General features: G+C 55.1%; 6 protein-coding genes and 1 pseudogene. 3 read left to right on the plus strand and 4 right to left on the minus strand.

What is annotated here, in order from left to right; all coding sequences use genetic code 11:
- The 4 genes and pseudogenes from LH51_RS08805 to LH51_RS24735 form a co-directional block, all read right to left on the minus strand.
- A pseudogene (locus LH51_RS08805) lies at window positions 1-589 on the minus strand (DUF4153 domain-containing protein); the annotation flags it as partial.
- The gene (locus LH51_RS19075; RefSeq protein WP_052063605.1) at window positions 586-933 is read right to left on the minus strand and encodes a hypothetical protein; all 348 of its coding nucleotides are present in this window, start codon (window positions 931-933) and stop codon (window positions 586-588) included. The pseudogene LH51_RS08805 and the gene LH51_RS19075, both read right to left, overlap by 4 nt.
- 47 nt (window positions 934-980) lie before the next feature.
- Window positions 981-2,135: an ATP-dependent RNA helicase DbpA gene (gene dbpA / locus LH51_RS08810; RefSeq protein WP_442934827.1), complete on the minus strand. Its 1,155-nt coding sequence runs from the start codon at window positions 2,133-2,135 to the stop codon at window positions 981-983.
- Window positions 2,132-2,359, minus strand: coding sequence for a DEAD/DEAH box helicase (locus LH51_RS24735; protein ID WP_442934826.1), 228 nt, complete (start codon window positions 2,357-2,359; stop codon window positions 2,132-2,134). The genes dbpA and LH51_RS24735 overlap by 4 nt, the downstream gene beginning before the upstream one ends.
- A gap of 292 nt (window positions 2,360-2,651) precedes the next feature.
- Here LH51_RS24735 and LH51_RS08815 point away from each other — a divergent pair, with 292 nt between their 5' ends.
- The 3 genes from LH51_RS08815 to LH51_RS08820 all read left to right on the plus strand — a co-directional run.
- Window positions 2,652-3,215, plus strand: coding sequence for a TMEM165/GDT1 family protein (locus LH51_RS08815; RefSeq protein ID WP_036521631.1), 564 nt, complete (start codon window positions 2,652-2,654; stop codon window positions 3,213-3,215).
- 47 nt (window positions 3,216-3,262) lie between these two features.
- Window positions 3,263-3,520 (plus strand): hypothetical protein, encoded by a 258-nt coding sequence (locus tag LH51_RS20495; RefSeq protein ID WP_144244224.1) that lies wholly within the window; start codon window positions 3,263-3,265, stop codon window positions 3,518-3,520.
- The coding region (locus LH51_RS08820; protein WP_235263625.1) for an MG2 domain-containing protein at window positions 3,466-4,859 on the plus strand (1,394 nt) is incomplete at its 3' end. The genes LH51_RS20495 and LH51_RS08820, both read left to right, overlap by 55 nt.

A 4,859-nucleotide genomic window follows, 5' to 3' on the forward strand; every position in this document is an offset into this window, starting at 1 on the left:
CGCAGCTCAGCCCGTAGCAGCTGATCAGGCTGTAGACAGGCAGTGCAGCAACACCGATATAAATAAAACGGTGCAGCCACAAGGGGTAGGGACACTTATCCGATTCATGCTGATAGACAGCATTGACGAAAAACAGCATCAGTGCCTGCATCCACAAAATCAAGGTACTGCCACCACTCTCCCATAGCGGGTCCAGACCGGTAAAGGGTAGCGCACCGAGAAATAACAGTGATACAAGCGATAGTACTACCAGCAGAAACTTCATCAACGCTTGTTGCAGCCGGGTAATCGTGTCGATAATGCGGGTCTGGTTGCGAAAGATGATAATGCCAAAGCCATTGGCAAGGGCGATAGCGGGATAATAAAACCAGCGCTCCTCAAACAGGTCGCTGAAGAAGTCGATATTAATGGCTTCAAACAGTGCGCCCCACAACATCAATACCAGCCAGAAGCTACCGGCAAACAGCAGAGCCAAGGACAGGGTGAGAAAGTTGCGCCAGGACCAGATAAACAAAGCGCTGTAGCTGATTTTTTCGCCGCTCGCCCACTGTTGGCTGTACATCAGGGCTTTGAACGTGGCGATGGTCATCGTAAACACAAAGCTGTACAGCAGTGCATTAAAACGAATGTGTTCGATGGGGATAACCTGATGGCCAACATAGTAGCCAGTAGTCCGCTCAGCAGGGCAAAAGGCAGTGTGAGCTTTGCTATTGCTCGACCGTTATTGTGATCCAGTCCGAGTAACAACATAGTCGGCCAGATAAACACCAGACTATAAAAAGCGAACAACCATTGGGGTTGATCGTGTGGCCAGTAGTGAAGTTCGATGGCCTGATGCAGGTAGAGTAAACCCAGGCCCTGCAGCAACGAGATCAGAGCCATCAGTTTGGCTGGAAGTGGTCTGGGTTTATCCTGTTGATTCCATTCGTTCATAGAGGTAATTGTCCTTATCATCTCTCCGCTTTTCGGCGGGAATTAGTTCAGATGCGTCTGGCGCGAAACGCACGCCCTTTGATTTTGCCCTGCTTCAATTGTTCCAGCGCGTCTGCTGCTATACGGCGATGTACTGCTACATAGCAGGCGTGATCGGTAATGTCGATTTTGCCAATTTGCTTGCCGTCTATGCCACCGGCCCGTGTCAGGGCACCGAGAATATCACCCGCGCGCAGTTTATCCTTGCGGCCACCGGCGATACAGAGTGTCGTCATCTCGGCGGGTGCCGGATTGTGTTCCGGTGTGGCCGCCGGCACATCATCTATCGCTGTGATGGGCTGGGTTTGCAGTGCTTCAATACGTTGTAATCGGTGTTTGTCACGTTCACCACACAGGCAGATAGCCATACCTTGACGACCGGCACGCCCTGTGCGGCCTACCCTGTGTGTGTAAACAGCCGGATCTTGTGGCAGATCGGCATTGATCACCATATCCACTGCATCAATATCCAGCCCGCGAGCAGCAACATCGGTTGCCAGCAGGTAGCGACTGCTGCCATTGCTGAAGCGGATCAGCACCTGATCGCGTTCACGTTGTTCCAGGTCGCCATGCAGGGACAGCGACTTGAGATCATAGTCTCGCAGGGCGTCGGCCATCTCGTTACAGCCTTGTTTGGTGTTACAGAATATAATTGCGGCTTCCGGTGCAAAGTGTTGTAACAGTGCCGCTACAGCTGCCGCTTTGTGCTTGCTGTCGCAGTACCAGACTTTTTGATCAATAGTGGAGTCGTCATGCTGTGTGTCTATGCTGACTCTGACGGGGTCATATTGGTAAGCCGCACTGATGGATTCTATCTGCTCCGGGTAGGTGGCCGAAAATAACAGCGTCTGGCGTGTCGCGGGAGTGGCACCGATAATAGAGCGAATATCCTCTTCAAAACCCATGTCGAGCATGCGGTCAGCTTCATCCAGCACCAGCATATTGAGACGATCCAGTTGCAGGGTTTGTTTGCGCAGGTGGTCGCTTAAACGACCCGGTGTGCCCACAACAATGTGCGCACCATGTTCCAGTGAGCCTATCTGCGGACCGATGGGCTGACCACCACACAGGGTGATGATCTTGATATTGTCGAGATAGCGCGCCAACTTGCGCAGTTCACCAGCGACCTGTCCAGCCAGTTCACGGGTAGGGCAGAGTATCAGCCTTGGACAGCAAACAGGCGTGGATTGAGTTTTTCCAGCATGCCAATACCGAAGGCCGCCGTTTTGCCGCTACCTGTCTGTGCCTGGGCGATCAGGTCCCGACCTGACAGTACCAGGGGCAGACTCTGTTGTTGAATTGGCGTCATCTGTTCATAGCCCATCTGGGCCAGGTTAGATAGGGCGGCGGGTGGAAGCTTGAGATTGTTGAACAGAGAGGTCGTCACGGGTTATCCAGAAATCATAAATAAAAATGCATTATAACATGGCTGATTGCGGATGGGTTTGACAACTTCTTCCTGTGCCGCTAATCTGCGCGAACTCTTGGGGGAGTAATCGCCCGACTTAGGTCGGGGTATCAGCCAACATACTTGAGCCTCATTGCTCATGGTTGATACACCCTCTGCATTTAGACCCATTGCAGAGCGACTGATGAGACCTGAGGTATAGCAGCACAGACCGGGGCGGGATGTGTGGTTATGCCTTTTGTACTTAACAGTCCTGCCCCGGAACACTTCAATGGATGCATTTCTCCTGTCAACGTTGGCGGTAACTATCGCCGAAATGGGCGATAAGACCCAACTTCTATCTTTGCTACTGGTAGCTAAATTCCGTCGTCCCTGGGCAATTACCCTTGGCGTGGCTTTGGCAACACTGCTGAATCATGGTCTTACTGCCGCACTGGGCGACTGGTTGGGCGGTTATCTGTCGGGCGATCTGTTTCAGTGGCTGCTGTCACTGAGTTTTTTGGCGATGGCTGTTTGGGTGCTGATCCCGGACAGTGATGATGACCTGAATGGTCGTCTGGTGAAATACGGTGCTTTTGTCACTACACTGGTGCTGTTTTCACTGGCTGAAATCGGTGATAAAACCCAAGTGGCTACGCTGATGCTGGCGGTTAAGTTTGAGTCACTGGTATTGGTGACCCTGGGTACTACACTGGGGATGTTAATCGCCAACGTACCCGTCATTTTTGCTGGTGAGTGGGTACTTAAGCGTGTCAATATGAGTGTATTCCGTGTGGCGGCGGCGGTGTTGTTTGCTGGCTTCGGCTTATGGGGGATAGGGAATCTGCTAATATAGATTGATTATATTTTTATACTCACAGTTCAATTGATTGAGGTGGTGTGATGAAGCGGTGGCGGGTGTTGGCGGGCGCGTTGTGGGTATCGATATTGCTGGTGGGGTGTGGTGACCCTGCAGAGCCAGGCAGTGTGGCGGCCGAGACCGAGACCGAGACCAAGGCTGAGGCCACTCCCCGGGTTGAGACCGCAGCTCAGTCTCTGTCGGTGATCGATGTGTCCGAACTTGACGTTGCTGGTGCCAGTGCCTGGTGGTGTCGTTTTCGGCACCACTCGACCCGGATCAGCGTTTCGATAGCCTGCTGACGCTCGCTAATGCACAGGGCGAGCGCTTAGAGGGTGGTTGGATTCTGTCCGATAACCTCCAGGAGCTGCGCCGCCAGCCGATCGAGCCTGAGCGTACATTCAGCCTGCAGATTTCAGCCGATATCCGCAGTGTGGCCGACGTGCCGCTGGGTAAGGGCGAATCACACCAGCTCACCACCCGCGCCCAGCCGCCGTCGCTCGGGTTTGCCAGCCGTGGTTCGCTACTGCCGATGCGATTGGCGGATGGATTGCCGGTGATCGCTGTTAATGTTGATAAGGTTGATGTGGAGTTCTTCCGCCTTCGGCCGGAACGCCTGCATAGCTTTCTGTCCGAGTGGAACCGCCAGTCGGCAATGGATCTGTGGCAACTGGAGGCTATGCCCACTAACGCACAATTGGTGCACACGGCACAGTTTGCGCTGAACCCGCCAGCCAATACACGCGAACGTTTGATGCTGCCGTTGGATGATATTGCCGCGCTGGCCGAGCCTGGGGTGTTCGTGGCAGTGATGCGACCGAGCGGGACCTTCGAATACAGCCTGCCGGTGACGGTGTTCAGCCGTAGTGATATCGGTCTGAGCGTGCGTCGCAGCGCCACTGGACTCGATGCTTTTGTGCAGTCGCTGGATGAAGGGCTGCCGCTTGCTGAGGTCAGGTTGGAACTGCTTGACGCAAAAGGGCTAACCCTTGCTGAGGGGCGCAGCGATAGCGACGGTCATGTGCGCCTGCCGACGCACAAGGATGCACGCTTACTGCTTGCCACGCGTGAGCGTGCAACCACGCTGCTGCGCCTGCAGGATGCGGCCCTGGACCTGGCTGAGTTCGCGGTCAGTGGACCGCAGGCAGAGGCGCTTAACTTGTTTGCCTTTGGTCCGCGTGACCTCTATCGGCCCGGTGAAACTGTGCCGGTAAATGCCTTGTTGCGCGATGCTGACGGCCATGCCCAACCGCCGCAGCCGATTCCGACTCGTATCCTGCGGCCCGATGGCGAGGTGGTGCGCAGTTTTGTGTGGCAGGCCGGTGACGAGGGGCTATATCAGTATAGCTACCCCCTTTCCGAGAGTGCCCAGACCGGGCGGTGGCGGATGCAGATGGATCTGGGGGGACAAACCCCGGCGGTGTATGAGTTTTTGGTCGAGGATTTTCTGCCCGAACGCCTTGCCCTCGAGATCTCACCGGACACCACGGCCCCCCTTGCGCCACAGGATGACGCACATTTTACCCTTGAGGGGCGCTATCTGTACGGCGCACCTGCGGCGGGCAACCGCCTGATCGGGCAGCTATTTGTCGAACCACTACGCGAAGCGGTGCCCGAGCTGCCTGGCTTTCAGTTCGGTGA

The sequence above is a fragment of the Nitrincola sp. A-D6 genome (genome assembly GCF_000764495.1).
In the GTDB taxonomy this organism is placed as follows: Bacteria; Pseudomonadota; Gammaproteobacteria; order Pseudomonadales; family Balneatricaceae; genus Nitrincola.

Bases quoted from the DNA above. Each gene is read 5' to 3' on its own strand.
- LH51_RS19075 (WP_052063605.1), bottom strand. From the start codon at position 933: ATGAACGAATGGAATCAACAGGATAAACCCAGACCACTTCCAGCCAAA.
- LH51_RS08815 (WP_036521631.1), top strand. From the start codon at position 2,652: ATGGATGCATTTCTCCTGTCAACGTTGGCGGTAACTATCGCCGAAATG.
- LH51_RS20495 (WP_144244224.1), top strand. From the start codon at position 3,263: ATGAAGCGGTGGCGGGTGTTGGCGGGCGCGTTGTGGGTATCGATATTG.